The sequence below is a fragment of the Pseudomonas brassicacearum genome, from assembly GCF_003732175.1.
In the GTDB taxonomy this organism is placed as follows: domain Bacteria; phylum Pseudomonadota; class Gammaproteobacteria; order Pseudomonadales; family Pseudomonadaceae; genus Aquipseudomonas; species Aquipseudomonas brassicacearum_G.
Genome location: NZ_MOBI01000005.1, coordinates 125,630 through 150,025, shown reverse-complemented (window position 1 = coordinate 150,025; position 24,396 = coordinate 125,630). Strand labels below are relative to the sequence as shown.

Genomic DNA, 24,396 nt, shown 5'->3' with positions numbered 1-24,396 from the left:
ACTATTGTGGCGAGGGGGCTTGCCCCCGTTCGGTTGCGTAGCAACCGCAAATCCATGAAGCGCGGTTATCTGCAAGAACCGGGTCGCGAGTATCAGGGCCGCTGCGCGACCCAACGGGGGCAAGCCCCCTCGCCACAGTAATCGGTGTTTGCAGTCCAACTGTTGCACTAACAAAAACGCCGCGATCTACGCGGCGTTTTTGTGTCTGCTGTCTTACCCCAGGTTCTTGCCGAGCAGCGCGTGGTACAGCTCGCTGTCGCCGAGAATCCCCACCACATGATTGTTGTCATGCAGCACCAGCTTGTTGCCGGTCTGATAACGAATCTGCAACGCGTCGCGCATGCCGATGTTCGAGTCCACCAGCGTTGGGCGACGGCCCAGGCCTTCCACTGCTTGCCCCGGTACCCAGTTCTGCAGGTCCAGGCTTGAGCCGTTCTGGCGTGCACCCTTGATGGTGTTGCCTTCGGCCAGGTCCAGCCACGAATCGCCGCCCGGATCCAGGCATACCGAGCCGTTGATGCGTTTGCAGTTGTCCAGCGTGCGCATCAGGCTGCGACCGCACAGTACGTTCAGCGGGTTGGTGTGCGCGACGAAGGTCCGCACGTAGTCATCGGCCGGGTTGAGGACGATTTCTTCCGGCTTGCTGTACTGGATGATCCGGCCGTCTTTCATGATTGCGATACGGCTGCCGAGTTTCAGCGCTTCATCGAGGTCGTGACTGACGAAGACGATGGTCTTGTGCAGCTTGCGTTGCAGTTCCAGCAGTTCGTCTTGCAGGCCCTGGCGAATCAGCGGGTCCAGTGCCGAGAAGGGTTCGTCCATCAGCAGAATGTCGGCGTCCATCGCCAGCGCGCGGGCCAGGCCCACACGTTGCTGCATGCCGCCGGAGAGTTCGTCGGGCTTCTTGTTGCGCCATTGGGCCAGGCCGACCAGTTCGAGTTTTTCGTCGACCAGCTGGCGACGTTCCTTCTCGGGACGACCCTGCATTTCGAGACCGAAGCTGATGTTCTCGCGCACCGTCAGCCAAGGCATCAGGGCGAACTTCTGGAACACCATGGCGATGCGCTTGGTGCGCATCATCTTCAGCTCGGCCGGGGTGCAGGAGGCGATGTCGATCTGGCGGCCTTCATGCTCGACGAACAGCTTGCCACGGCTGACCGTGTTCAAGCCGTTGATGCAGCGCAGCAGGCTGGATTTGCCAGAGCCGGAGAGGCCCATCAGCACGCAGATTTCGCCTTTCTCGATGTCCAGGCTGGCTTTTTCAACGCCAACGATTTGCCCGGTTTTTTTCAGGATCTGGTCGCGGGTCATGCCCTGGTCGAGCAGTTTCAGGGCTTCACGCGGGTCTTTGGAGAAGATCACGTCGACCTTGTCGAACCGAATTATGCTCATGCGTCACCCCTTACTACTTTAGCGTCGGGTTGTTTGCAGATACGGTCGAGCATGATCGCCAGCAGTACGATCGCCAACCCGGCTTCGAAGCCCAGGGCGATATCAGCAGTGTTCAGTGCGTTGACCACGGGTTTGCCCAGGCCATCGGCGCCCACCAGTGCCGCGATCACCACCATCGACAACGACAGCATGATGCACTGGGTGATACCGGCCGCGATGCTTGGCATGGCGTAGGGCAGTTCAATACGCGAGAGCAGTTGACGGCGCGAGCAGCCAAAGGCCTTGCCGGCGTCCATCAGTTCTTGCGGCACATCGCGGATGCCCAGGTAGGTCAGACGGATAGGCGCGGCAATCGCGAACACTACCGTTGAAATCAGACCCGGGACCACACCCAGACCGAACAGGGTCAGGGTAGGAATGAGGTACACGAACGTCGGTACGGTCTGCATCAGATCGAGCACCGGACGCATCAGCGTGTAGAACATCGGTTTGTGCGCGGCGACGATGCCCAACGGCACGCCAATGATCACGCAGACGAAGGTGGCGAACAGCACCTGGGCGAGGGTTTCCATGGTTTCCTGCCAGTAACCCAGATTGAGGATCAGCAGGAAGGAGGCGATGACGAAAGCGGTCAGGCCCCATTTGCGTTGAATGAAGTGAGCCAGCAATGCGATCAATCCGATCAGTGCCAGCGGGTTGAACCAGGTCAGCGCAAACGTCACGCCGTGGATCATCGTTTCCAGTGTCGTGGCGATCGCATCGAATGTGCTGGCGCCGTGTTGCGTCAACCATTCAACGAAGGCAGCGATGTACTGGCCTAAAGGGATTTTCTGATCAATCAGCATGGTAGTGAACGTCCGCATGCGAGGAAAAAAACAGCCCGGGCGAGCGAACTCGCCCGGCGTCAACAATTACTGTGCAAGCTTGGCTTTCACGGCTTCCAGGCCAGGTTTACCGTCAATGGTGGTCACGCCAGCGAGCCAGGTATTGAGTACCTGTGGGTTCTTTTTCAGCCAGGCCTTGGCGGCGGCTTCAGGCTTCATCTTGTCGTCCAGGATGTTGCCCATCAGCGAGCTTTCCATGTCCACGGTGAACTCCAGGTTTTTCAGCAACTGGCCTACGTTGCTGCATTCCTGGGTATAGCCTTTGCGGGTGTTGGTCAGGACTGTCGCCGCACCGAAATCCGGACCGAAATAGTCGTCACCACCGGTGAGGTACTGAATCTTGAAGCGCTTGTTCATCGGGTGCGGTGCCCAGCCCAGGAACACCACTGCGGTATCGCGCTTCTGAGCGCGGTCGACTTGCGAGAGCATGCCCGCTTCGCTGGACTCGACCACTTTGAAACCAGCGTCTTTGAGGCCGAAGGCGTTCTTGTCAATCATACTCTGGATCAGGCGGTTGCCATCGTTACCCGGCTCGATGCCATAGATCTTGCCGTCCAGCTCTTTCTTGAACTTGGCAATGTCCTTGAAGTCATGCAGGCCTTTGTCGTAAAGCGCTTGCGGCACCGCCAGGGTGTACTTGGCGCCTTTGAGGTTGGTGCGCACGGTTTCTACGGTGCCGGCATCGCGGTAGGCCTTGATGTCGTTTTCCATGGTCGGCATCCAGTTGCCGAGGAACACGTCCATGTTCTTGCCGTCAGCCAGGGACTTGTAAGTCACCGGTACGGAAATCATGGTGGTCTTGGTCTTGTAGCCCAAGGCGTCGAGCACGACGCTGGTGGTCGCCGTTGTGGCGGTGATGTCGGTCCAGCCGACATCGGAGAAGTTCACGGTACTGCACTGTGCCGGTTCTGTGGCGTGAGCCAGAAGCGGCAGACTCAGCATGGCGGCCAACAACAACGACGGGGAACCTATTTTCATGGGTGGACTCCTGAGTGTTTTTTTGGCGGTGTTCTGACCGCACTTATGGGTGTTGCGGTTGGAGGGCGTGTGACGACTGCTCTGCCACGGCGCCGTGCAATCGAGTCGAGACTGATCATGGACCAGTGAAATTCTGACGCCTACAGGGTGCGTCGTATCCAGTACAGGGATGGTCGCATCCAGTGTCGGTGAGGTCGTTTACAGCTTTATTCAGCGCTTTTTAGTCCTCTGAACTGTAAAAAAACGGCCAAAACGTAACGTCTGCGGCTGGCGGCGTTGGTGGGCATGGGTACGTCGGTGTGAGACGTCGAGCGACATCGCAAAAGCCCGATGATGCGGTCATCTCGGCGGATTGCAGCTTCAGCGTAGCAGCTCCGTCACCGGGTGCTTTGACGCCTGGAATCTGCATATCGAGGAGTCTCGCACGTCATGGCTATCAGTGTTTTCGACCTGTTCAAAATCGGTATTGGCCCCTCTAGCTCGCACACGGTGGGGCCTATGCGCGCTGCGGCGTTGTTCGTCGAATCGTTGCGCGAGAAGGGGCTGCTGGAGCAGGTGCGCCGGATCGAGGTCCAGCTGTTCGGTTCGTTGTCGGCTACCGGCATCGGTCACGGCAGCGACAACGCGGTGATCATGGGCTTGATGGGTGAATGGCCGGATGCGATTGACCCGTCGCAAATCGGCATTCGCATCGACACCTTGCGTGAAACCCACACCCTGTTGCTCGACGGTCGCTTGCCGGTGCCCTTCATCTGGGCGCGGGACATGCGCCTGATCGACGAGAACCTGCCGTTCCATCCCAATGCGATGACCCTGGTGGCTGAAGGTGAGCACGGCGAGTTGCATCGCGACACCTACTATTCGGTCGGCGGTGGTTTTGTCGTCGATGAGGCACAGGCCTCAAGCGGCGTGGTCGATCTGGATCGCACCGTGTTGCCTTACGATTTTTCCAGTGCGGCGGAGCTGCTTGCCCTGTGTCAGAAGCACAACCTGCGCGTCGCCGAGCTAATGATGGCGAACGAGAAGGTCTGGCGTTCGGAAGAGGAAATCCGCAACGGCCTGATGAAGCTCTGGCGCGCCATGCAGGACTGCGTCGAGCAGGGCCTCAAGCACGAAGGCATCCTGCCTGGCGGTCTGAATGTGCGGCGCCGCGCCGCTAAATTGCATCGCAGCCTGCAAGAACTGAACAAGCCCAATGTGATCGGCTCGACCTTGAGCGCCATGGAGTGGGTCAACCTGTTCGCCCTTGCGGTCAACGAAGAAAATGCGGCGGGCGGGCGGATGGTCACGGCACCGACCAACGGTGCGGCAGGGATCATCCCGGCGGTGTTGCACTACTTCATGAAGTTCAGCGAGGTGGTGACGGACGCTAACGTCGTCGACTATTTCCTCGGTGCGGCAGCGGTCGGGATTCTGTGTAAAAAGAACGCCTCGATTTCCGGCGCTGAAGTCGGCTGCCAGGGCGAAGTCGGTTCGGCTTGCGCGATGGCGGCGGCCGGGTTGGCGGAGATTCTTGGTGCGACGCCGGAGCAACTCTGCAACGCGGCGGAAATCGGCCTGGAGCACAACCTTGGCCTGACGTGCGACCCTGTCGGCGGGCTGGTGCAGGTGCCGTGCATCGAGCGCAATGCGATTGCCGCGGTGAAGGCGATCAATGCGGCGCAAATGGCCTTGCGCGGTGACGGTCAGCACTTCATCTCGCTGGACCGGGTGATCCGCACCATGCGCGATACCGGCGCTGACATGCACGACAAATACAAAGAGACATCGCGCGGTGGGTTGGCGGTCAGCGCGGTTGAATGTTGATCAGGATTCTGTAAAAACCTGTGGCGAGGGGGCTTGCCCCCGTTCGACCGCGTAGCGGGCGCAAATCCAGCGAGTGCGGTATGCCTGAGGGAACAGGGATGCAGATTTTGGGGCCGCTTCGCAGCCCAACGGGGCGGTGCGGCGTTCCGACAAGCCCCCTCGCCACAGGGATGATCAAAACTGCGCGCTAAGTGAACACCTAATCGAAAACGCGCCACCTTTTAGCGCGTCGCAAATAGGCAACAAAAATCTCCTGCGGTCGGACGTCATTCCGGGCTCTGACCGCTCGTCACCTGTGCCTGGGGTGACACTCTTTCCAGGCACCTTTTGATGCGTTTCCGAAAAGTGCTACCGATTTGCTCAAACCCTGCGGGGTAGGGCACCTGCCAGCCAAATAACCCTTACTCGTCGACTGAGCTCTATAGACACATATAGACACATCGCGACGTCGTTTTCAGGAGTTATTGAATGCGCATTCAACTTTAGGCATGGCAATTGCTCTGTCATAACAAAGCCCCGTCTCACGCAAGAGAACGATGGCCATAACAAGAGCCTCCGCCTGAGGCCATCACCCGCTTTGTGTGAGGAGATACCGCGATGACGACGTTCAACTCAGGGGCTCAACCCCAGAACCGTGCGCCTCAATCCATCGGCTTTTTGCTGCTGGACAATTTCACGCTGATTTCTCTGGCCTCCGCAGTAGAACCCCTGCGCATGGCCAACCAATTGTCCGGTCGCGAGCTGTATCGCTGGAGCACGCTCACCGTTGACGGCGGCCAGGTCTGGGCCAGTGACGGTCTGCAAATCACCCCCGACGCCTCCATGCACAAAGCCCCGGCCCTGGACACCGTGATTGTCTGCGGTGGCATCGGCATTCAACGCACGGTGACCCGTGAGCACGTGTCGTGGCTGCAAAGCCAAGCCCGCCAGTCGCGCCGTCTTGGCGCCGTCTGCACCGGCAGCTGGGCCCTGGCGTGTGCTGGTCTGCTGGACGGTTTCGATTGCAGCGTGCACTGGGAATGTCTGGCGTCGATGCAGGAAGCTTTCCCGCGTGTGGCCATGAGCACTCGTTTGTTCACCCTCGACCGTAACCGGTTCACCAGCTCCGGCGGCACCGCGCCACTGGACATGATGCTGCACCTGATCAGCCGCGACCACGGCCGTGAACTGTCGGCAGCAATCTCGGAGATGTTTGTCTACGAGCGCATTCGTAACGAACAGGATCACCAGCGCGTGCCGCTCAAACACATGCTGGGCACCAATCAGCCGAAGTTGCAGGAAATCGTCGCGCTGATGGAAGCCAACCTTGAAGAGCCGATCGACCTCGATGAACTGGCGGTGTACGTCGCCGTGTCACGTCGTCAGCTGGAGCGGCTGTTCCAGAAATACCTGCACTGCTCGCCGTCGCGTTACTACCTCAAGCTGCGGCTGATCCGCGCCCGGCAATTGCTCAAGCAAACGCCGATGTCGATCATCGAAGTGGCCTCGGTCTGCGGCTTCGTATCGACCCCGCACTTCTCCAAGTGCTACCGCGAATACTTCGGTATTCCACCGCGTGACGAACGCGTCGGTTCCAACACCACCCAACAGGTGGCAATGATGCCGATCCCGCAGGCACTGGTGTTGGCACCGTTGTCCGGACCGATGTCGGCGTTGAGTCAGGCGCGAAACGAGTCGACTTTCGCTAGCGTAAGGCTCTAAACCTTTGTGGCGAGGGGGCTTGTCGGAACGCCGCACCGCCCCGTTCGGCTGCGCAGCAGTCGCAAAGCTTTTGGGGCCGCTTCGCGACCCAACGGGGGCAAGCCCCCTCGCCACAGGTTGATTACATCCTGAAAATCAGGCGCTACGGCTTTGCTGGTATTGCGCCAACGCCGGCAGCAGTTGCTTGTCGATCGCCTGGCGCACGGTGGGCAGAATCGTTGCGCTGCTGGTGTACATCTGCTTGACCATGGTCCTCAGGGTCGAGGCCCGCACATCGTTCAAACCACGTACTGCGCATTCACAGGCCTGCTCTGCAGTGGCCCCACTCGGAACTTCAAATCCAAGCGCCTTGAGCTGGCCCAACAGGTCTTCCTGGTCAATCAAATCAGCGTGCATCATGACGCAATCCTTCTTCAGGGAACGGTGTCGTGGTTCGATTCTGGTAGGGGTGATGGGGCGGGGCAAGGACGATTTGTCGCAATGGCCGCTATACCTATGAACAGGTCGTTTTCGGCTAACTTGCGGGGCAGAGGAGTGGGCACACTGGATTCAGCTGGCTTCACGAAGGTTTGGTCACCCTCGCGCAACAGCTCCTCAACAGTAACTTCTGCCCCGATCCTGTCACGGCTTGATCGGGGCTTTTTTTGTCTGTTGAAGAGCAACAGATCGCAGCCTGCGGCAGCTCCTACGCCGAACACATTTTCCCGTAGGAGCTGGCGCAGCCTGCGATCTTTTGACTTAGCGTTGCAACACCAATATCCGCGACAGCAGCTCATCGCGATCGATGTAGCAGCCCTGAAAATGCCGGGCGCCGCTGGTGGGGTCGAAAGCGTTGCGGGCGTGGAGGGTTCGGCGGTTGTCGAAGCACCACATTTCACCAGGATTGAGCCGGGTGATGAGCCGGAAGCGCGCTTCGCGGGTCATGGCGATAAAGCGTCGATAGGCCCGATACAGCTTGGGCATCTGCTCGACCGATGTATCAAACGGCCCCCGCAGGAAGTTCGCCATGCGGATTTCCGACACTTGCCCCAGCGTATCGAGGGCGATGATCGGCGCCAGGCAGCGGTAGTCGCTGTGGCGGTCCTTGTTGCGAAACTCCACGGGGATCTCGCACAGCGCACGGAAGGCCTCGGGGTCTTCCTGACGCAAGGCGTCGGCAATGGCGAAACCGTCGACAAAAATGCTCTCGCCACCGTCCGCGTCATTGACCAGGCAATGCAGAAATTGCAGCCCCGGTTGCAACTCGCGCGTCGGCAGGTCGCTGTGCAGCGGCAGGTTGAATGCGGTGTAAGCGTTGCTGTCGGCGTCAGCCTTGGATTGCACGTTGAACAGCACGCCGAAATTGCTCTCGCGAATAAACGAAATCCGCTTGGCGATGTGCGTCAGCGAGCCGGGCTCGGTGGGGACGCCGCGTACTTGGGTCAGGCCGATATCGCGCAGTGCCAGAAGCCATTGCAGCAAGGCTTTGGGATCCTCCATTACCGCCTGATATTCGAACACCGGCAGCTTCAGTTGGCTGTTCCACAGCTGGCTTTTCGGTTTGCCGGCGCTACGCTCGGCGCGGGATTCATCGTCATAGGCGTGAGCACGTAACCAGCCTGGATCGAAGCGGCTGGTATGGCCGTCCAGCCAGTCGATAGACAGACAGCCCTGCGCATCCACTTGGGCCACGACGGGGCACAGATCTTCAGCGACATCGACGATTTCCAACACCTGTTCGCGGGTCACGGCATACACGCAAACCGGGCACGGACAGTTGTCGCGCAGCCATTGATGATGAAAGGGGCTGACCCGGCCATCGGCCCAGTTCACTTGCACGTGATCCGCCAGGGTTTGCACGGCGGTCAATGCACTGATCAACGGATAACTGCGGAAGTCGGCAACAGCGGCGGCGGTGTTCATGCGAGCTCCTTTTTTGATTGTTATTTTTCCGGCGGTAGTGCGATCACTCGGCCGATATAGGCCGGTGTGGGCAAGTCCGATTGCAGTGCAGTCATGGCCAGCAGTTTGTTCAGTACCGGTTCGCTGAACGGTGCCGAACGCGGACCGGCCAGGTCGACGTGCAACAGCATTTGTTCGTTGCCCGCCAGTTCCTGCGCGTCGCCGACCAGATGCAGGCTGTGGTAAAGGTGCAGGCGTTTGCGGTCGTGACCGATGATCCGGGTATGCACCTCGACCTCGGCGCCGAGCTTCACTTCGTGCAGGTAATTGAGGTGCAGTTCGAGGGTGAACAGCGAGTTGCCGCTGGCTTCGCGGCTGTTGCTGTCCATGCCCAGTTGATCCATCAGCGCATCGGTGGCGTAGCTGAAGATCAGCAGGTAAAACGCATCGCGCAGATGGCCGTTGTAGTCGACCCAGTCGGGGATGATGGTGGTTGTGTAGGTGGTGAGGGTTGGCATGGTTCAGGTTCCGACATTGATGGTGACTGGACTGCCGCTATCGCGAGCAGGCTCGCTCCCACAGGTGGCTGAGTTCTATCAAAGGCATGCGGTTGAATGTGGGAGCGAGCCTGCTCGCGATGGCGGCGTACCTGCTGGCGCGTTATTCGCTGAAGGTCATCCCATGTTTGGCCTTGGTGGTCTTCACCGCCTCCAGCACCGCCAGCAAGCAATCATCACGATAGCGCTCCAGCGCTGAAATGCTGTGTCTGCCCAGTTGATCGCTGGTGCCGTCGACCACATCGTCGATCAGCTTGTCGGTCAGTTCCGGTGCGGGCAGGTACGTCCATGGCAGTTGCAGTGCCGGACCGAATTGCGCCATGAAGTGCCGCATACCGGCATCGCCGCCGGCCAGGGTGTAGGTCAGGAACGTGCCCATGAACGACCAGCGCAGCCCGGCGCCAAACCGAATTGCATCGTCGATTTCGCCGGTGGTCGCCACGCCGTCGTTGACCAGGTGCAGTGCCTCGCGCCACAGCGCTTCGAGCAGACGATCCGCGATAAAGCCCGGTACTTCCTTGCGCACATGCAGCGGTCGCATGCCCAGCGATTCGTAAACTTTCATGGCCGCCTGCACCGCTTCTGGCGCAGTGTTCTTGCCACCCACCACTTCCACCAGTGGCAGCAGGTAAACCGGGTTGAACGGATGGCCGACTACGCAGCGTTCCGGGTGGGTCGAGCCCTCGTAGAACTCGCTCGGCAACAGCCCTGAAGTGCTGGAACCGATCAGTGCATTGGGTTTGGCCGCCGCGCTGATTTTGCTGTGCAGTTCGAGCTTCAGTTCAAGGCGTTCCGGGGCGCTTTCCTGGATGAAGTCGGCATCCCGCACGCATTCTTCGATGGTCGCGACAAAGCGCAGGCGATCTTGCGAAGCGCCGGGTGTCAGGCCCTGTTTTTCCAGTGCGCCCCAGGCATTGGCGACGCGTTTGCGCAGCGCGGCTTCGGCGCCGGGCGCCGGGTCCCAAGCCACCACATCAAGGCCATGGGCGAGGGCACGGGATACCCAACCGCTGCCGATGACACCACTGCCCAGCGCGGCGAATGTTTTGATTTCGGTGATAAAGCTCATGGCAAATTCCTGAAAGTATTCGGTGATCCAATGTGGGAGCGGGCCTTTGTGGCGAGGGGGCTTGCCCCCGTTGGGTCGCGAAGCGGCCCCAAAACCTGCAACCGCGGTGTGTCATGCACACCGCATGCAAAGTTTTACGACTGCTTCGCAGCCGAACGGGGGCAAGCCCCCTCGCCACAAAAGCTCGCTCCCACAGGTGAGGTGTAAGTTGGTTTAACCGCGCTTGGTCAGGCCCATCTTCACCCGGCCTTCGGCTGGGGTCAGAACGCGGGCGCCGAGGCGGCTGAGGATTTCGCTGGCACGTTCGACCAGTTGGCCGTTGGTCGCCAGTACGCCGCGATCCAGCCAGATATTGTCTTCCAGCCCGACCCGCACGTTGCCGCCCAGCAGCACCGCTTGAGCCGCCATCGGCATTTGCATGCGACCGATGCCGAACCCGGCCCAGACCGCATTGGCCGGCAGGTTGTCGACCATGGCTTTCATGGTGGTGGTATCAGCCGGAGCGCCCCATGGGATGCCCAGGCACAGCTGGAACAGCGGGTCGTCGAGCAGGCCTTCCTTGATCAACTGTTTGGCAAACCACAGGTGACCGGTGTCGAAGATTTCCAACTCGGCTTTTACGCCCAACTCCTGGATGCGTTTGGCGCCAGCGCGCAGCTGAGCCGGGGTGGAGACGTAAATGGTGTCGCCGTCGCCGAAATTCAGAGTGCCGCAATCGAGCGTGCAGATTTCCGGCAGCAGCTCTTCAACGTGGGCCAGACGGGTCAACGGACCGACGAGGTCGGTGTTCGGGCCAAACTCCATCGGGTTCTCGCCAGCGCCGATTTCCAGGTCGCCACCCATGCCAGCCGTGAGGTTGACGATGATGTCGACGTCCGCTTCGCGAATACGCTCCATCACTTCACGGTACAGCGCCACATCGCGGCTGAACTTCCCGGTTTCAGGGTTGCGCACGTGGCAGTGGACCACGGTGGCGCCGGCTTTGGCGGCTTCCACCGCAGCGGCCGCGATCTGTTTTGGGGTGACCGGCACGTGTGGGCTTTTGGCGGTCGTGTCGCCAGCACCGGTGAGTGCGCAGGTGATGATGACGTCGTGGTTCATGGTGCGGTTTCCTTCAGACATGATTTTTGGGCGTAGCGGGCCCGCTCGCAACCGATGTCGGCTGCGAAGATGGGTTCATTTCAGGGTTATTTACTGCTCAGTTGCAGATTCTCGGCAGCCGGTTTGCCGTCGAACGTAGTCACACCTTCAAGCCAGCGTTGCTTGTCTTGCGGGTGATCCTTGAGCCATTGCTTGGCTGATTCGAAAGCGTCCTTGTGATCGAGCAGCGGTTGCATCATCCGGCTCTCGTCTTCGGCGGTGAAGGTCAGGTTGCTCAGCAAACGGCTGACGTTCGGGCACTGGCTGGCGTAGTTCGGGGCGGTCACGGTCCAGACGGTGGCCGAGCCTTCGTTCGGGCCCAAGGCGTCCTGGCTGCCGGTGAGGTAGGTCATTTTCACGTTGACGTTCATCGGGTGCGGCGCCCAGCCGAAGAACACCACGGCTTCGTTGCGGCGTACGGCACGATCCACTGCCGCGAGCATGCCGGCCTCACTGGATTCGACCAGCTGGAACTTGCCCAGGCCGAACTGGTTCTTGGCGATCATTTCCTTGATCTGGGTGTTGGCGCCCGAACCTGGCTCGATGCCGTAGATCTTGCCGCCCAGTTCTTTTTCGAACTTGGCGATATCAGCGAAGGTTTTCAGGCCCTTGTCGGCGAGGTAAGTCGGCACGGCCAGGGTGGCGCGGGCATCCTTGAGGCTAGGTTCGCTCAGGACGGTCACTTGCTTGCCGGCGACAAACGGGGTGATGGTCTGGGTCATCAACGGGTTCCAGTAGCCGAGGAACATGTCCAGGCGCTGGTCGCGGATGCCGGCGAAAATGATTTGCTGGGAAGCACTGGTTTGTTTGGTCTTGTAGCCGAGGCCATCGAGCAGAACCTGGGTCATGGCGCTGGTGGCGATCACGTCGGTCCAGTTCACCACACCCATGCGCACGTTCTGGCATGCGGCAGGGTCGGCAGCCATCGCGCCGGAACTCAAGAAAGCGGTACCACTGAGTGCGAGAACGCAGCTGCTGATCAGTCGTTTCATGGTGGGATCCTCGGCAGGTCGTTATTGTGGGGTCCGGCGTCTGTATCCGGTCTTGGAAATACGCTCATATTTTGGCGAGTGGCTGTTGTCCTCAGGCAAGGCGCCGCGACGAGTCATAGCCCGCTATGACGAGGAGCGGCAACGCAGCCTGAGGACAACAGACGCCGCCAAAATTGAGCAGCTATTTTCAAGACCGGATACCCCTGTGCCGGTGATGTCACGTTACGCAGCTGAACCTGGCGGAAAACGCACAGCGGCGACCAGCTCTTGCACTGCAGCGACCTGTGCTCTTGTCTGTCGCTTGCAAGTGGCGTATCAACGTCCACACGCTGCCCGACGCATCGGAGTGAGTTCCATGTCCCAGGATTTCTACTTTCTGTTGATGCCGGGTTTCTCGGCTATCGGTTTCATCTCGGCGATCGAACCGTTGCGGGTGGCCAACCGCTTTCGCGGCGAACTGTACCGCTGGCATGTGCTGAGCGCCGACGGCGGCCCGGTATTGGCCAGCAACGGCATGTCGCTCAACGCCGACGCGGCGTTGGAACCGCTGAAAAAGGGTGCGACCCTGCTGGTGGTCGCGGGGTTCGAACCGCTGAAGTTCGTCAACCCGACTCTGGAACACTGGCTGCGTCGCCTGGATCACGATGGCGTGATCCTCGGCGGCATCGACACCGGCAGTTTTGTCCTCGCCGAAGCGGGGCTGCTCGACGGCCACCGCGTGACCCTGCACTGGGAAGCCATCGACGCGTTCAAGGAGTCTTATCCACAGATCAGCGTGACCCAGGAGCTGTTCGAAATCGACCGGCGCCGCATCACTTCGGCCGGCGGCACAGCGTCCATCGACCTGATGCTCGACCTGATCGCCCAGGCTCACGGCCCCGAGTTGGCGGTTCAGGTCAGCGAACAGTTTGTGCTCGGGCGCATTCGCCCGCGCAAAGACCACCAGCGCATGCAGATCGCCACGCGCTATGGCATCAGCAACAAGAAACTGGTGCAGGTGATTGGCGAGATGGAGCAGCACAGCGAGCCGCCGCTCAGCACCCTGGAACTGGCGGATTCGATCAAGGTGACGCGACGTCAGCTTGAGCGGCTGTTCCGCTTGCACCTCAACGACACGCCGAGCAACTTCTATCTGGGGCTAAGGCTGGAAAAAGCCCGGCAGCTGCTGCGCCAGACTGACATGAGCGTGCTGGAAGTGAGCATCGCCTGCGGGTTCGAATCGCCGTCTTATTTCACCCGCAGTTATCGGACGCGGTTTGCCCGCTGCCCGCGCGAGGACCGACGTACCGTCAAGGCATGATCGTTCCCACGCTCTGCGTGGGAACGCCGCCATGGACGCTCTGCGTCCGCTTCGAGATGTGACGCAGAGCGTCACGGAATGCATTCCCACGCGGGAGCGTGGGAACGATCAGTTGGATTACTTCTTCATCAACCCTGAACACGCCGCCTTGTACGCCTCATGCTGATACTTGTTCAGCGTCGCTGGCAGGGCAAAGTCGAACTTCTTGTTCTGGGCGTTAATGGTCTGCGGTGACAGCAGCGTCACCTCGCAGTTGTCCAGCAACTGGAAAACCCCTTCGATCTTGAAGGTGGTCGGGCCGCCGGCGAACTCGCCTTTTTTGCTGCGTTTCTTGATTGCGATGCGATCGATGCCGTTATCGCGAACAAACGCGCTGATCTGTGCAGCGAAGGCTTTGACGTTGGTGGCTTCGTCATCATCGTCGAGGGCGACTTTCTTGGTGTTCAGGGCGACGTGAGTCAGCACCTGATTGTCGAGGGAGGCGACGGCGAAGATCGCCTCGCTGCCTTTGATTTCGATGCCGCAGATTTTCATGGACTCGCCTTGGAGGGATGCGTTGAGTGACGGGCGATAAAAGACAACATGTTGTCTCTTATCGTCCTTTTAGCGCCATAACGGACAGCATGCTGTCCGTTACTGCTGACCGATCGACTCCAGAAACTCCGACCGTTCGTCGCTCTTGCTCGACAGGCAATCGTTCAGGTCCATGGTGTAGGTCTTGCTGCCCACCGCTGCAGGGAACGCTGCAATCGCGCAATCGGCATCCCGCGATTTCATCCAGAGCTGCTCGGCGGTCTGGAGTTTGCCGGTGATGTCTGCCAACTGCGCCTTGTTGTTCGCGTATTGGGTTTTCATCCGATCCAGCAATCCCTGGAAATTGTCCTTGAGCAGTTGTTCGGCGGTGTTTTTGCTATAGGTCGAGCATTCCAGGGTCTGGACGTCGTTTTCGACCGCATCGCACGGGTTTTTGTCGGCTTCTTCTGCCGCCTGTACGCCGGTCGCTATCAGTGCCAAAGCCAGGAAGATCGATTTCATTGCGCTGCCGCCCCTTGTTCCAGTGATGCATCCAGTGATACGGCGAATTCTGGCCCAACTATTCGGGAAAGAACAGGAGGGCAAAGGGCCTGCGGTGAGACCCTTTGTCGCGTATTGACGCTTTCGGCAATTCCCCTGTCGTTTTTGCACCCGGCTGCCCCGTCCCTCAAGCATATGCTGACCCAAAGCGCCGGCAGACGATTCGGCGCATGAATCGCTAATAGGGGACTGCCTGATGAGCCCAGCCGAATTGCACGCCGACAGCATCGTTATCGACGGGCTGATTATTGCCAAGTGGAACCGCGAGCTGTTTGAAGACATGCGCAAAGGCGGCTTGACCGCGGCCAACTGCACCGTGTCGGTGTGGGAAGGGTTCCAGGCGACCATCAACAACATCGCCGCCAGCCAGAAGCTGATCCGTGAGAACAGCGACCTGGTGATTCCGGTCAAGACCACCGCCGACATCCGTCTCGCCAAGGAACAGGGCAAGACCGGGATCATCTTCGGCTTCCAGAATGCCCATGCTTTTGAGGATCAGATCGGCTACGTCGAGATCTTCAAGCAACTCGGGGTTGGCGTGGTACAGATGTGCTACAACACCCAGAACCTGGTGGGCACCGGTTGCTACGAACGTGACGGCGGCCTGTCCGGTTTCGGTCGTGAAATCGTCGCGGAAATGAACCGCGCCGGCATCATGTGCGATCTGTCCCACGTCGGCTCCAAGACGTCCGAAGAAGTCATCCTCGAATCGAAAAAACCGGTGTGCTACTCCCACTGCCTGCCGTCGGGTCTCAAAGAGCACCCGCGCAACAAGTCCGATGAAGAACTGAAATTCATTGCCGACCATGGCGGTTTTGTCGGCGTGACCATGTTCGCACCGTTCCTCGCCAAAGGCATCGATTCGACCATCGACGACTACGCCGAAGCCATCGAATACACCATGAACATCGTCGGTGAAGACGCGATCGGTATCGGCACCGACTTCACCCAGGGTCATGGCCAGGACTTCTTCGAAATGCTGACCCACGACAAGGGCTATGCCCGTCGTCTGACCAACTTCGGCAAGATCATCAACCCGCTGGGCATCCGCACCGTGGGCGAGTTCCCGAACCTGACCGAGACGCTGCTCAAGCGCGGCCATTCCGAGCGCGTAGTGCGCAAGATCATGGGCGAAAACTGGGTGAGCGTCCTGAAAGACGTCTGGGGCGAGTGAATACCTCTGGAGCCTACTCCGCTCGCCGATAGCTGCGTCAGGTCCTCGCGCCAAGCTCGCCGTACGTCCCGTACTGTCTCGCTTGTCGCTCCGGTCCTTCCTTGCTCTCGACGTGCTCGCTACGGCTCCAAAGGCATTCACACAGCTTTTTATTAATGCAAAGCCAAGGCTTTGCTAGGTACTAAAAACGAATTTTCCGGAGTTAAGTTTCCATGGCCAAAATCGCCCCTCAATTGCCAATCGAAGTCGACAGCGAAACCGGTGTCTGGACCTCTGACGCCCTGCCGATGCTGTATGTGCCGCGTCACTTCTTCGTCAACAACCACATGGGTATCGAGGAAGTGCTGGGCGCTGACGGCTATGCCGAGATCCTCTACAAGGCTGGCTACAAGTCCGCCTGGCACTGGTGTGAAAAAGAAGCTGAATGCCACGGCCTGGAAGGCGTTGCGGTGTTCGAGCACTACATGAAGCGCCTATCGCAACGTGGCTGGGGCCTGTTCAAGATCCAGGACATCGACCTCGAAAAAGGCACCGCCAGCGTCAAGCTCGAACACTCGGCGTTCGTCTACGTCTACGGCAAGGTCGGACGCAAGGTCGACTACATGTTCACTGGCTGGTTTGCCGGTGCCATGGACCAGATCCTGCAAGCGCGCGGCAGCAAGATTCGCACCGTCGCCGAACAGGTATACGGTGGCTCTGAAGAAGGCCACGACGACGGCTTGTTCACCGTCAAGCCGTTGTAAGTCGAGGATCCTGCCATGGCTTTCGAAGCAATGTTCCAGCCGATTCAAATCGGCAAACTGACCATCCGCAACCGCGTGCTCAGCACCGCGCACGCCGAGGTTTACGCCACCGACGGCGGGATGACCACCGATCGGTACGTCAAGTACTACGAAGAGAAAGCCAAGGGCGGGATCGGCCTGGCGATTTGCGGCGGTTCTTCCAGCGTGGCCATCGACAGCCCGCAAGGCTGGTGGAAATCGGTCAACCTGGCCGACGACCGGATTATTCCGCACTTCCAGAACCTGGCCGATGCCATGCACAAGCATGGCGCCAAGATCATGATCCAGATTACCCACATGGGCCGTCGCTCGCGTTGGGACGGCGAGCATTGGCCGACCCTGCTGTCGCCGTCGGGTATCCGTGAGCCGGTGCACCGCGCGACCTGCAAAACCATCGAGCCGGAAGAAATCTGGCGGGTGATCGGCAACTACGCCAGCGCCGCTGCGCGTGCCAAGGCCGGTGGCCTGGACGGCGTTGAACTGTCGGCCGTGCACCAGCACATGATCGACCAGTTCTGGAGCCCGCGCGTCAACAAACGTACCGATGAATGGGGCGGCAGCTTCGAGAACCGCATGCGTTTCGGCCTGGAAGTGATCAAGGCTGTGCGCAAGGAAGTCGGTCCGGACTTCTGCGTCGGCATCCGTATCTGCGGTGATGAATTCCACCCTGATGGCCTGAGCCATGAGGACATGAAGCAAATCGCCAAGTACTACGACGACACCGGCATGATCGATTTCATCGGCGTCGTGGGCTCGGGGTGCGATACCCACAACACCCTGGCCAACGTTATCCCCAACATGAGTTATCCACCGGAGCCGTTCCTGCACTTGGCGGCCGGTATCAAGGAAGTGGTCAAGGCCCCGGTGCTGCACGCGCAGAACATCAAGGACCCGAACCAGGCAACCCGTATTCTGGAAGGCGGTTACGTCGACATGGTCGGCATGACCCGCGCGCACATTGCCGACCCGCACCTGATCGCCAAGATCAAGATGGGCCAGATCGACCAGATCAAACAGTGTGTGGGCGCCAACTACTGCATCGATCGTCAGTACCAGGGTCTGGACGTACTGTGCATCCAGAACGCCGCGACCTCCCGTGAATACATGGGCGTGCCGCACATCATCGAGAAATCGACCGGTGTGAAACGCAAAGTCGTGGTGGTTGGTGCCGGCCCTGCCGGGATGGAAGCTGCGCGCGTGTCGGCCGAACGTGGCCACGACGTGACTTTGTTCGAGAAGAAAGAATTCATCGGTGGGCAAATCACTACCGCCTCGAAAGCCCCGCAACGGGACCAGATCGCCGGTATCACCCGTTGGTTCCAGCTGGAGCTGGCGCGTTTGAAAGTAGACCTGCGCCTGGGCGTGGCGGCCGATGCAGCGACCATTCTCGACCTGCGTCCGGACGTGGTAGTGCTCGCTGTTGGCGGTCATCCGTTCCTTGAGCAGAACGAACACTGGGGCGCAGCTGAAGGCTTGGTGGTCAGCAGCTGGGACATCCTCGACGGCAAGGTTGCGCCGGGCAAGAACGTACTGGTCTACGACACCATTTGCGAGTTCACCGGGATGTCGACGGCGGACTTCCTCGCCGACAAAGGCAGCCAGGTCGAGATCGTCACCGACGACATCAAGCCGGGTGTGGCTATTGGCGGCACATCGTTCCCGACGTACTACCGCAGCATGTACCCGAAAGAAGTGATCATGACCGGGGACATGATGCTGGAGAAGGTCTACCGCGAAGGCGACAAGCTGGTGGCGGTGCTGGAGAACGAATACACCGGCGCCAAAGAGGAGCGGGTGGTCGACCAGGTCGTGGTCGAGAACGGCGTGCGGCCGGACGAAGAAATCTATTACGCGCTGAAGGAAGGCTCGCGCAACAAAGGCCAGATGGACATCGAAGCCTTGTTCGCGATCAAGCCTCAGCCATCGTTGAGCCAGGCGGGTGACGGCTACTTGCTGTTCCGCATCGGTGACTGCGTGGCCCAGCGCAACACGCACGCGGCGATCTACGACGCACTGCGGCTTTGCAAGGATTTTTAAGTACCGAATTGATCGTTCCCACGCTCCGCGTGGGAATGCCTCAATGGACGCTCCGCGTCCGCTTTTGATGTGACGCGGAGCGTCACGGGCTGCATTCCCACGCAGAGCGTGGGAACGATCATAGACCCCGAGGTCTTTGGGAGCTCCACCATGCTAAACACCCTTCTTCCCATCCTGCTGTTTGCCGCCCTGGGCCTGGCTGTCCTGGGCGCGTTGCGGCGGGTGGCTATGTGGCGCCGGGGCCGTGCGTCCAAGGTCGACTTGATCGGCGGCCTGCTGGCCATGCCCAAACGCTACATGGTCGATCTGCACCACGTGGTGGCGCGGGACAAATACATCGCCAACACCCACGTCGCCACGGCGGGTGGCGCGGTGGCGTCCATCGTGCTGGCGATCCTGGTTCACGGTTTTGGCCTGCATAACCGCTTCCTCGGTTATGCGTTGTTGTTGATGACGGCAGTGATGTTCGTCGGTGCGATCTTTGTTTACCTGCGTCGGCGCAACCCGCCAGCGCGTTTATCCAAAGGTCCGTGGATGCGCCTGCCGAAAAGCTTGCTGGCATTCTCGGCGTCGTTCTTCCTGGTGACCTTGCCGGTGGCGGGCATCCTTCCGGAAAACTTCGGCGGTTGGCTGTTGGCAGCGATCCTCGGTGTTGGCGTGCTGTGGGGCGTATCCGAGTTGTTCTTCGGCATGACCTGGGGTGGGCCGATGAAGCATGCCTTCGCCGGTGCCTTGCACCTGGCCTGGCACCGTCGCGCCGAACGTTTTGGTGGTGGTCGCTCCACCGGTTTGAAACCGCTGGATCTCAACGACCCAAGCGCGCCGCTCGGTGTGGAAAAACCCAAGGATTTCACCTGGAACCAACTGCTCGGCTTCGACGCCTGCGTGCAGTGCGGTAAATGCGAAGCGGCGTGCCCGGCGTTTGCCGCTGGTCAGCCACTGAACCCGAAAAAACTGATTCAGGACATGGTCGTCGGCCTGGCCGGCGGCACCGATGCCAAGTTCGCTGGCAGTCTGTACCCAGGCAAAGCTATCGGTGAACACGCGGGTAATCCGCATCAGCCGATCGTCAACGGTCTGGTGGACGCGGAAACCCTCTGGTCTTGCACCACTTGCCGCGCGTGCGTTGAAGAGTGTCCGATGATGATCGAGCACGTTGACGCCATCGTCGACATGCGCCGCCATCTGACCCTGGAAAAAGGCGCGACGCCGAACAAGGGCGCCGAAGTCCTGGAAAACCTGATTGCCACCGACAACCCGGGCGGTTTCGCCCCGGGTGGGCGGATGAACTGGGCGGCGGACTTGAACCTGACACTGCTCAGCGAGAAGAAATCCACCGACGTGCTGTTCTGGGTTGGCGACGGTGCGTTCGACATGCGCAACCAGCGCACCTTGCGCGCCTTCGTCAAAGTACTGAAAGCCGCGAAAGTCGACTTTGCCGTGCTCGGTCTTGAAGAGCGTGACAGCGGCGATGTGGCACGCCGTCTGGGCGACGAAGCGACCTTCCAGTTGTTGGCCAAACGCAACATCCAGACCTTGGCCAAATACAGCTTCAACCGCATCGTCACCTGCGATCCGCACAGCTTCCACGTGCTGAAGAATGAATACGGCGCCTTCGATGGCAACTACCTGGTGCAGCACCACAGCACCTACATGGCGGAAATCATCGACGCTGGCGCACTCAATCTGGGTCAGCACAAAGGCAACAGCGTGACCTATCACGACCCGTGCTACCTCGGTCGTTACAACGGCGAATACGAGGCGCCGCGCCAGGTACTGCGTGCGCTGGGGATCGAGGTCAAGGAAATGCAACGTTCCGGTTTCCGCTCGCGCTGCTGCGGTGGCGGCGGCGGTGCGCCGATCACCGACATTCCGGGCAAGCAACGGATCCCCGACATGCGCATGGAAGACATCCGCGAAACCGGTGCTGAACTGGTGGCTGTGGGTTGTCCACAGTGCACTGCGATGCTCGAAGGCGTGGTCGAGCCACGGCCGCTGATCAAGGACATCGCCGAGTTGGTGGCCGACGCGCTGCTCGAAGACGCGGCGCCCAGCAAGTCACCGGCACCGACTAAACGTCAACCCGCGGAGGCCCACTGATGAGCGACATTATCCGCCGCGATCCGCGCGCCGAATGGATCGCCCGCAACCGTCTGCATCCGCTGCATGCCGCCATGCAACCGGTGGAACACAGCTGGATGGGTCCCAACGGGATCATTCGCAAGAATCCTCATGGAATTGGTTTCATCGGCCCCAATGGCATCAAGCGGATTGACCGCAGTGGTGCACAGCAGGGCGGGGCGACCAAGCGTACGGCCGCCGTTGAAGTGCAACTGCCGCTGCATCAGGTGGCTACACCTGCGTTCTACATCAGTGTGGTGCCGGACATGGTCGGCGGCCGTTTGAGCAGCCACGACCGCGACCTGCTGGGCCTGGCCCATCAATTGGCCGGCAAGGACGGTGCCGTGTTGGCGGTGGTCTTTGGCGAACACAAGGAAAACGCCTTCGCTACTGCGGGCGTCGACCGCCTGCTGGTGCTGGATGGCGAAGAATTCGAGGGTTATGCACCGGAACAGCGGGTGCAGGGTCTACGGGCTGTGGATAACCAGTTCAGCCCTCGTCACTGGTTGCTGCCGGACAGCCGCACCGGTGGCGGTGAACTGGGTCGGCGCTTTGCCGCGGCACTCGGCGAACGCCCGGCCACACGGGTCTGGCAGGTCAAGGATCAAGAGTGCATCGGCCGCGCCGGTGCCGGTCTGCAAGACTTGGCGCGTCCTGTTGCACGCTTGATTCTGGCGGCGGTGGAATGCGCCGAACCGGTCAGCGAAACCCGTCATGAAGCGTTGCCGGTGGAGTTATCCACAGCGGTTGCGCGCAGCCTGTCGCGGATCGAGGACCTGGGCGCGGTAGCAGTCGACCCGGCAGCGATTCCGATGGCCGAAGCCGAGTTCATTTTCTCGGGCGGCAACGGGGTCAAGGACTGGAATCTTTTCCACAGGACGGCAGCGGCGTTGGGCGCGACCGAAGGCGCATCGCGGGTGGCCGTGGACGATGGCTTCATGGCCCGCGACCGTCAGGTCGGCGCCAGCGGTACCTGGGTCACGGCGCGGGTGTACGTGGCGGTGGGAATTTCCGGGGCGATCCAGCACCTGCAAGGCATTGGTGCCTGCGACAAGGTGGTGGCGATCAACCTCGATCCTGGCTGCGACATGATCAAGCGCGCCGACCTGTCGGTGATAGGTGAAAGCGCAGAAATTCTTCAGGCCTTGATCGCGGCGGTAGAGGCTTACCGCAACGACGCCAAGCGCGATGCGGCTTAAGAGAAGGAAAGGGTTATGAGTACGAATGTCATCAGCCTGGTGTCGATCGGCGCCCACCCGACCTCGGGCCGGCCACGCCGCGCCGAGCAGGATGCGCGGGCGGTTGAGCTCGGTCTTCAATTGGCCGGGGATAACCTGCAAGTGCTGCACGCCGGTGATGTCGAGGAGCCTGCGCTGCGGGCTTATCTGGGCATGGGCCTGGAACAGCTGCATGTGCTCGAACAGCCCCAAGGCGCAGATGCGCTGCCAGCGCTGACCGCTTATTTGCGCGATGCTGGCGCGCAGGTTGTGCTGACCGGCAGGCAGGCGGAAACCGGTGAAGGCTCGGGCATGTTGCCGTTCCTGCTGGCGGAAAGCCTCGGCTGGCCGCTGGTGGTCGGGCTGGCGCAGGTCGAGTCCATCGACGGCAATTCGGCCCTGGTGCTGCAAGCCTTGCCCCGTGGCCAACGTCGACGCTTGAAGGTGCGCCTGCCGTTTCTCGCCACTGTGGATAACGCGGCGCCCAAGCCACGGCAAAGCGCCTTCGGCCCGGCGCGGCGCGGAGTGTTGCAGGCGGAAGACGTTGAGGTCATCGATGATGAATTGCTGGCGGTTGCGACGTTGCAGCCGGCCAAGCCACGGCCAAAACGCTTGAAAGTGATCAAGGCCAAGAGCGGCGCCGACCGGATGAAAGCTGCAACGGCCAAGGCCAGCGGTGGCGGTGGGCAAGTGCTCAAAGGCTTGAGTGCCGAAGCCGGGGCTGAAGCGATTCTCAAGTTGCTGATTGAAGAAGGCGTGGTTCGCTAACAGAAAATCAGCGCAGATCTAATGTGGGAGCGAGCTTGCTCGCGAATGGGGGCTAACATTCTGCATCGAAGTCGGCTGATCCAACGCTTTCGCGAGCAGGCTCGCTCCCACAAGGAAAAATAATGGCAGTTGAATTTCGTTCGGCCTTGCGCGCGGATGCGCGGGAGATTGCTCGCTTGTTTCAGATTTCATCAGAAGGTGCCGCGGATTACATCTGGAGCCAGCTGGCAGAGCCCGGCCAGGACCTGCTGGATGTCGGTGCCAGTCGCTACGCCCGTGAAGATGTGGATTTCTCCTATCAGAACTGCCTGATCGCGCAGGCCGAGGGGAAGGTCATTGGCATGCTGCACAGCTACGTGATGCGTCACGATCCGCTGGCAGCTCCGGTCACCGATCCGGTCCTGGCGCCGTATGCCAAGCTGGAAATCCCCGACACCCTCTATATTTCAAGCCTGGCGCTGCATGAGGGTTGGCGCAATCAGGGCTTGGGCCAGCAATTCCTCGCCTACGCCTATGACCGTGCCAACCAGTTGGGGCTCAACGGCTTGAGCCTGATCGACTATGCGGCGAACACCGGCGCCCGTCGGTTTTACGAGCGACATGGCTTCCGTGTCGTCGATACCTGCCAGATCACACCCCACCCGATGATTCGGGTCACGGGTGAAGCCTATTTGATGTATCGGCCATAGGTGACGCGGAGCGTCACGGGATGCATTCCCACGCAGAGCGTGGGAACGAGCCATTCGAGGGGCGTTCACGCTGCGGTTACCCACAATCCCTGTTAGCGCTTCTGTGGATAACATGTTCACCCCTCGCTACACCCCATGCAGATCAAGCCCTGCAAGCCTTTGTACGAAAAACGACCAAGCTAACCCCGTGTTTTTTCGAGCTTTTTTCAGTGGGTAAGGGCATTGGTAGCTCACGACTTGCCCCCAATCTCTGTTGGCGCTTCTGTGGATAAGATGTTTGCTGTCCTCTGTAAGCCATATAGATCGTGGCTTTCAAGCTTCTGGTTAATAAATAACCAAATACCGGATTTTGCCCTCTGCTGACTGCTCAAACCCACGAAATATGCAGCCTGGACGTGGTTTTCCACAGCGCACTGAATAGTTTGCACAGTTGCCCCCAAAGTCTGTTGGCGCTTCTGTGGATAAGGTGTTTGCGATCCTCTGTGAGCCATGAATAACGTGGCTTACAGGCGTCTGGTCAAAAAATAGACAATGGCGATCGAAAACCCGTCAATTGAATAAGTCACGGATTTTCTTCAGTTTCTGTGGAGAAAGTTTTCAGTCTTTCCACAGTTGTCCCCATTAGCTGTGGGTGGAGGTGTGGATAACTTGTTCGCGGAAGGCTGTACGCCACGTCCCTTATAGGCTGGAACGCGATAGATCATATTTCGTACAGTTCTAAAGATGAGGGGAGTGTATTCAGGGGGAGGGATGTAGTGAGGTAGGACGCCATCGCGAGCAGGCTCGCTCCCACAGGGGATTGGTGGTGTTCACACATGCTACGAACAACATCAA

21 protein-coding genes are annotated in these 24,396 nt (G+C 59.9%); 10 read left to right on the top strand and 11 right to left on the bottom strand.

Going from position 1 to position 24,396, the window contains the following annotated elements; genetic code table 11:
* Window positions 1–213: 213 nt before the first annotated feature.
* The 3 genes from choV to BK658_RS04705 all read right to left on the bottom strand — a co-directional run bounded on the left by choV (window position 214) and on the right by BK658_RS04705 (window position 3,254).
* Window positions 214–1,392, bottom strand: a complete 1,179-nt coding sequence (choV, locus tag BK658_RS04715) for a choline ABC transporter ATP-binding protein (protein WP_123581275.1) — start codon at window positions 1,390–1,392, stop codon at window positions 214–216.
* Window positions 1,389–2,237 carry a choline ABC transporter permease subunit gene (choW, locus tag BK658_RS04710; protein ID WP_123581397.1) on the bottom strand — a complete coding sequence of 283 codons (849 nt, stop codon included), beginning with the start codon at window positions 2,235–2,237 and terminating at the stop codon, window positions 1,389–1,391. Before choW ends, choV begins: the two co-directional genes overlap by 4 nt.
* Before the next feature lie 66 nt (window positions 2,238–2,303).
* Window positions 2,304–3,254, bottom strand: a complete 951-nt coding sequence (locus BK658_RS04705) for a choline ABC transporter substrate-binding protein (protein WP_123581274.1) — start codon at window positions 3,252–3,254, stop codon at window positions 2,304–2,306.
* A gap of 429 nt (window positions 3,255–3,683) precedes the next feature.
* Between BK658_RS04705 and BK658_RS04700 the strand changes: the two genes are divergently transcribed.
* Window positions 3,684–5,060 (top strand): L-serine ammonia-lyase, encoded by a 1,377-nt coding sequence (locus tag BK658_RS04700; RefSeq protein WP_123581273.1) that lies wholly within the window; start codon window positions 3,684–3,686, stop codon window positions 5,058–5,060.
* A 597-nt stretch (window positions 5,061–5,657) separates the two neighbouring features.
* Window positions 5,658–6,761, top strand: coding sequence for a choline metabolism transcriptional regulator GbdR (gbdR, locus tag BK658_RS04695; protein WP_123581272.1), 1,104 nt, complete (start codon window positions 5,658–5,660; stop codon window positions 6,759–6,761).
* A gap of 135 nt (window positions 6,762–6,896) precedes the next feature.
* Here the strand turns inward: gbdR and BK658_RS04690 are convergent, their stop codons facing one another.
* The 6 genes from BK658_RS04690 to choX form a co-directional block, all read right to left on the bottom strand.
* Complete coding sequence (locus BK658_RS04690) at window positions 6,897–7,160, bottom strand: hypothetical protein (protein WP_123581271.1); 264 nt, start codon at window positions 7,158–7,160, stop codon at window positions 6,897–6,899.
* A 339-nt stretch (window positions 7,161–7,499) separates the two neighbouring features.
* Window positions 7,500–8,663 (bottom strand): gamma-butyrobetaine dioxygenase, encoded by a 1,164-nt coding sequence (locus BK658_RS04680; RefSeq protein ID WP_123581269.1) that lies wholly within the window; start codon window positions 8,661–8,663, stop codon window positions 7,500–7,502.
* Between the two features lie 20 nt (window positions 8,664–8,683).
* Window positions 8,684–9,160 (bottom strand): thioesterase family protein, encoded by a 477-nt coding sequence (locus BK658_RS04675; RefSeq protein WP_123581268.1) that lies wholly within the window; start codon window positions 9,158–9,160, stop codon window positions 8,684–8,686.
* 142 nt (window positions 9,161–9,302) lie between these two features.
* Entirely contained in the window at window positions 9,303–10,268 is a 966-nt protein-coding gene (locus BK658_RS04670; protein ID WP_123581267.1) for an L-carnitine dehydrogenase, read from the bottom strand.
* Window positions 10,269–10,481: 213 nt separating this feature from the next.
* Window positions 10,482–11,369, bottom strand: a complete 888-nt coding sequence (cdhC, locus tag BK658_RS04660) for a 3-dehydrocarnitine:acetyl-CoA trimethylamine transferase CdhC (protein WP_123581265.1) — start codon at window positions 11,367–11,369, stop codon at window positions 10,482–10,484.
* An 86-nt stretch (window positions 11,370–11,455) separates the two neighbouring features.
* On the bottom strand, window positions 11,456–12,400 hold the full coding sequence (gene choX / locus BK658_RS04655; protein WP_123581264.1) for a choline ABC transporter substrate-binding protein: 945 nt from the start codon (window positions 12,398–12,400) through the stop codon (window positions 11,456–11,458).
* 355 nt (window positions 12,401–12,755) lie between these two features.
* Here choX and BK658_RS04650 point away from each other — a divergent pair, with 355 nt between their 5' ends.
* A complete protein-coding gene (locus tag BK658_RS04650; protein ID WP_123581263.1) occupies window positions 12,756–13,700 on the top strand; it encodes a GlxA family transcriptional regulator in 945 nt (314 codons plus the stop codon).
* Window positions 13,701–13,817: 117 nt separating this feature from the next.
* On the opposite strand, the gene BK658_RS04645 is transcribed toward BK658_RS04650, so the two are convergent.
* Window positions 13,818–14,234 carry a DUF3010 family protein gene (locus BK658_RS04645; RefSeq protein WP_123581262.1) on the bottom strand — a complete coding sequence of 139 codons (417 nt, stop codon included), beginning with the start codon at window positions 14,232–14,234 and terminating at the stop codon, window positions 13,818–13,820.
* Window positions 14,235–14,333: 99 nt separating this feature from the next.
* Complete coding sequence (locus tag BK658_RS04640) at window positions 14,334–14,735, bottom strand: lysozyme inhibitor LprI family protein (protein ID WP_123581261.1); 402 nt, start codon at window positions 14,733–14,735, stop codon at window positions 14,334–14,336.
* Window positions 14,736–14,970: 235 nt separating this feature from the next.
* On the opposite strand from BK658_RS04640, the gene BK658_RS04635 reads away from it, so the two are divergent.
* The 7 genes from BK658_RS04635 to BK658_RS04605 all read left to right on the top strand — a co-directional run bounded on the left by BK658_RS04635 (window position 14,971) and on the right by BK658_RS04605 (window position 23,562).
* Window positions 14,971–15,948 carry a dipeptidase gene (locus tag BK658_RS04635; RefSeq protein WP_123581260.1) on the top strand — a complete coding sequence of 326 codons (978 nt, stop codon included), beginning with the start codon at window positions 14,971–14,973 and terminating at the stop codon, window positions 15,946–15,948.
* Between the two features lie 212 nt (window positions 15,949–16,160).
* Window positions 16,161–16,691, top strand: a complete 531-nt coding sequence (locus BK658_RS04630; protein ID WP_123581259.1) for a DUF5943 domain-containing protein — start codon at window positions 16,161–16,163, stop codon at window positions 16,689–16,691.
* Between the two features lie 15 nt (window positions 16,692–16,706).
* Window positions 16,707–18,767 (top strand): dimethylglycine demethylation protein DgcA, encoded by a 2,061-nt coding sequence (gene dgcA / locus BK658_RS04625; RefSeq protein WP_123581258.1) that lies wholly within the window; start codon window positions 16,707–16,709, stop codon window positions 18,765–18,767.
* A 150-nt stretch (window positions 18,768–18,917) separates the two neighbouring features.
* Window positions 18,918–20,867, top strand: a complete 1,950-nt coding sequence (dgcB, locus tag BK658_RS04620) for a dimethylglycine demethylation protein DgcB (RefSeq protein WP_123581257.1) — start codon at window positions 18,918–18,920, stop codon at window positions 20,865–20,867.
* Window positions 20,867–22,087 carry an electron transfer flavoprotein subunit alpha gene (etfA, locus tag BK658_RS04615; protein ID WP_123581256.1) on the top strand — a complete coding sequence of 407 codons (1,221 nt, stop codon included), beginning with the start codon at window positions 20,867–20,869 and terminating at the stop codon, window positions 22,085–22,087. The genes dgcB and etfA overlap by 1 nt, the downstream gene beginning before the upstream one ends.
* Window positions 22,088–22,102: 15 nt before the next feature.
* Window positions 22,103–22,873 carry an electron transfer flavoprotein subunit beta gene (gene etfB / locus BK658_RS04610; protein ID WP_123581255.1) on the top strand — a complete coding sequence of 257 codons (771 nt, stop codon included), beginning with the start codon at window positions 22,103–22,105 and terminating at the stop codon, window positions 22,871–22,873.
* Window positions 22,874–22,995: 122 nt separating this feature from the next.
* Window positions 22,996–23,562, top strand: coding sequence for a GNAT family N-acetyltransferase (locus BK658_RS04605; protein ID WP_123581254.1), 567 nt, complete (start codon window positions 22,996–22,998; stop codon window positions 23,560–23,562).
* Window positions 23,563–24,396: the final 834 nt, after the last annotated feature.

Excerpts from the sequence above, each read along its gene's own strand:
- choV (WP_123581275.1), bottom strand. The coding sequence starts at position 1,392 with ATGAGCATAATTCGGTTCGACAAGGTCGACGTGATCTTCTCCAAAGAC.
- choW (WP_123581397.1), bottom strand. The coding sequence starts at position 2,237 with ATGCTGATTGATCAGAAAATCCCTTTAGGCCAGTACATCGCTGCCTTC.
- BK658_RS04705 (WP_123581274.1), bottom strand. The coding sequence starts at position 3,254 with ATGAAAATAGGTTCCCCGTCGTTGTTGTTGGCCGCCATGCTGAGTCTG.
- BK658_RS04700 (WP_123581273.1), top strand. The coding sequence starts at position 3,684 with ATGGCTATCAGTGTTTTCGACCTGTTCAAAATCGGTATTGGCCCCTCT.
- gbdR (WP_123581272.1), top strand. The coding sequence starts at position 5,658 with ATGACGACGTTCAACTCAGGGGCTCAACCCCAGAACCGTGCGCCTCAA.
- BK658_RS04690 (WP_123581271.1), bottom strand. The coding sequence starts at position 7,160 with ATGATGCACGCTGATTTGATTGACCAGGAAGACCTGTTGGGCCAGCTC.
- BK658_RS04680 (WP_123581269.1), bottom strand. The coding sequence starts at position 8,663 with ATGAACACCGCCGCCGCTGTTGCCGACTTCCGCAGTTATCCGTTGATC.
- BK658_RS04675 (WP_123581268.1), bottom strand. The coding sequence starts at position 9,160 with ATGCCAACCCTCACCACCTACACAACCACCATCATCCCCGACTGGGTC.
- BK658_RS04670 (WP_123581267.1), bottom strand. The coding sequence starts at position 10,268 with ATGAGCTTTATCACCGAAATCAAAACATTCGCCGCGCTGGGCAGTGGT.
- cdhC (WP_123581265.1), bottom strand. The coding sequence starts at position 11,369 with ATGAACCACGACGTCATCATCACCTGCGCACTCACCGGTGCTGGCGAC.
- choX (WP_123581264.1), bottom strand. The coding sequence starts at position 12,400 with ATGAAACGACTGATCAGCAGCTGCGTTCTCGCACTCAGTGGTACCGCT.
- BK658_RS04650 (WP_123581263.1), top strand. The coding sequence starts at position 12,756 with ATGTCCCAGGATTTCTACTTTCTGTTGATGCCGGGTTTCTCGGCTATC.
- BK658_RS04645 (WP_123581262.1), bottom strand. The coding sequence starts at position 14,234 with ATGAAAATCTGCGGCATCGAAATCAAAGGCAGCGAGGCGATCTTCGCC.
- BK658_RS04640 (WP_123581261.1), bottom strand. The coding sequence starts at position 14,735 with ATGAAATCGATCTTCCTGGCTTTGGCACTGATAGCGACCGGCGTACAG.
- BK658_RS04635 (WP_123581260.1), top strand. The coding sequence starts at position 14,971 with ATGAGCCCAGCCGAATTGCACGCCGACAGCATCGTTATCGACGGGCTG.
- BK658_RS04630 (WP_123581259.1), top strand. The coding sequence starts at position 16,161 with ATGGCCAAAATCGCCCCTCAATTGCCAATCGAAGTCGACAGCGAAACC.
- dgcA (WP_123581258.1), top strand. The coding sequence starts at position 16,707 with ATGGCTTTCGAAGCAATGTTCCAGCCGATTCAAATCGGCAAACTGACC.
- dgcB (WP_123581257.1), top strand. The coding sequence starts at position 18,918 with ATGCTAAACACCCTTCTTCCCATCCTGCTGTTTGCCGCCCTGGGCCTG.
- etfA (WP_123581256.1), top strand. The coding sequence starts at position 20,867 with ATGAGCGACATTATCCGCCGCGATCCGCGCGCCGAATGGATCGCCCGC.
- etfB (WP_123581255.1), top strand. The coding sequence starts at position 22,103 with ATGAGTACGAATGTCATCAGCCTGGTGTCGATCGGCGCCCACCCGACC.
- BK658_RS04605 (WP_123581254.1), top strand. The coding sequence starts at position 22,996 with ATGGCAGTTGAATTTCGTTCGGCCTTGCGCGCGGATGCGCGGGAGATT.